We start from the raw sequence: 2,166 nt of genomic DNA, 5'->3' as shown, positions 1-2,166 counted from the left end.
CAGGAAGCCGTGGCGCTCCCGGACCCAGCGCGGACCCGTCACCGGCTCGCCGGTCGTCAGTTGCGTCCAGGTGCCCTCGGGGACGTAGTACGTGACGTCACCCTCGTCGCTGAACACCGGGGCGACCAGCAGATCCGGGCCGAGCATGTACTGCCGTTCCAGGTGGGCGCACCCCGGGTCGTCCGGGAACTCCAGCACCATGGCCCGCATCATGGGCAGGCCTTCGGTGTGGGCCGTGCGGGCCGTCTCGTACAGGTAGGGCAGGAGGCGGAGCTTCAGCCGGGTGAAGTGGCGGGCCACGTCGACCGACTCCTCGTCGAAGTGCCAGGGGACCCGGTAGGAGCTGCTGCCGTGCAGGCGGCTGTGCGAGGAGAGCAGCCCGAAGGCCAGCCAGCGCTTGAACAGGGCCGGGGTGGGGGTGCCCTCGAAACCGCCGATGTCATGGCTCCAGAAGCCGAAGCCCGACAGGCCGAGGGACAGGCCGCCGCGCAGCGATTCCGCCATCGACTCGTACGTCGCCTCGCAGTCGCCGCCCCAGTGCACGGGGAACTGCTGGCTGCCGGCCGTAGCCGAGCGGGCGAAGAGCACGGCCTCCGCCTCGCCCCGGTGCTTGCGCAGCACCTCGAAGACCGTGCGGTTGTACAGGTACGTGTAGTAGTTGTGCATGCGCTCCGGGTCGGAGCCGTCGGACCAGACCACGTCGAGGGGCACCCGCTCCCCGAAGTCGGTCTTGAAGCAGTCGACGCCCTGCGCGAGCAGGGCCTCCAGCTTGGCGGAGTACCAGTCGCGTGCGGCCGGTGACGTGAAGTCGACCAGGGCCATGCCGGGCTGCCACATGTCCCACTGCCAGACACCGCCGTCCGGACGCCTCAGCAGGTGCCCGAGCGCCTTGCCCTCGGCGAACAGCGGGGAGCGCTGGGCGATGTACGGGTTGATCCAGACGGAGACGCGCAGGTCACGGTCCTTCAGCCGGGTGAGCATGCCCTCCGGGTCGGGGAAGACGCGGGGATCCCACCGGAAGTCGCACCAGTTGTACTCGCGCATCCAGAAGCAGTCGAAGTGGAAGACGGACAGCGGCAGTCCACGCTCCCGCATGCCCTCGATGAAGGAGGTCACCGTCTCCTCGTCGTACGAGGTGGTGAACGACGTCGACAGCCACAGGCCGAACGACCAGGCGGGCGGCAGGGCCGGGCGGCCGGTCAGGGCCGTGTACCGGCGCAGGATGTCCTTCGGGGTCGGGCCGTGGATGACGTAGTACGTCAGCTCCTGCGTCTCCGCGCTGAACTGCACCCGGGAGACCACCTCCGAGGCGACCTCGAAGGAGACCTGGCCCGGGTGGTCGACGAAGACGCCGTAGCCCGCGTCCGTGAGGTAGAACGGCACGTTCTTGTAGGCCTGTTCGCTGCACGTGCCGCCGTCGGACTGCCAGATGTCGACGACCTGCCCGTTCTTCACCAGCGGGCCGAAGCGCTCACCGAGGCCGTAGACGGACGTGCCGACCGTGAGGACCAGCTGTTCGCGCAGGTGGTGCGCGCCGGAGGCGTCCGTCATGATGCCCGCGTTCTTGTGGCCGCTGCTGGTGAGCGTGCGGCCGTGCGCGCGGAACTCGACGTGCCAGGGGCCGCCGCGGGCCAGCCGGACCGACAGGTCGCCGGAGGCCAGGGTCGCGTGCTCGTCGTCGTACGAGATCTCCGCGGAGGTGTCCGACGCCGTGAGCTCGAACTCGGGACCTCGGGGGTCGCCGCCGGTGAAGTGCGTCAGGGTCAGGCCGATGACGTCGGGCATGGGGGTGTGTGCCCGGACGGTGAGGACCGGGCCGGTCATCAGGTCGCCGCGGGAGCGGACGGTCCGGGTCGGGGCGTGGATCTCCAGTGCGGCGCCGGACTCGGTGACTTCGAGGGCCTGGGCCGGGTGGGCCGCGGTGACGCCCTCGCGCAGGAGCCAGTAGCCGTCGGTGAACTTCATGTGGGGGTCCCTACTCTCCCGACGCATGACGTCGAAGCGCTTCGACGATCGAACGTATGCGGGGTGCGTGAGGGCGTCAACGGGGTGCGAGGCAATCGGTGAAGCGATTCGAAGAGCTTCGCAGGGACAATGCCAGGGCCACCGTGGAGTTCCACGCCTTCTTCGAGCGCCACTACGCCGAACTGTCCCGCCTCGCCTATC

At 69.5% G+C, this 2,166-nt stretch carries 1 protein-coding gene; it reads right to left on the bottom strand.

The features are described from left to right. Positions 1–1,965 (bottom strand): alpha-xylosidase (gene yicI, locus ABZ281_RS46910; protein WP_356664673.1); only part of this gene is annotated, 1,965 nt, incomplete at its 3' end. Positions 1,966–2,166 lie beyond the last annotated feature (201 nt).

This window comes from Streptomyces sp. NPDC006265, assembly GCF_040613555.1.
Classification (GTDB): Bacteria; Actinomycetota; Actinomycetes; order Streptomycetales; family Streptomycetaceae; genus Streptomyces.
Note: the sequence above shows the minus strand (reverse complement) of the source record. Positions and strands in the feature narration are given on the sequence as shown.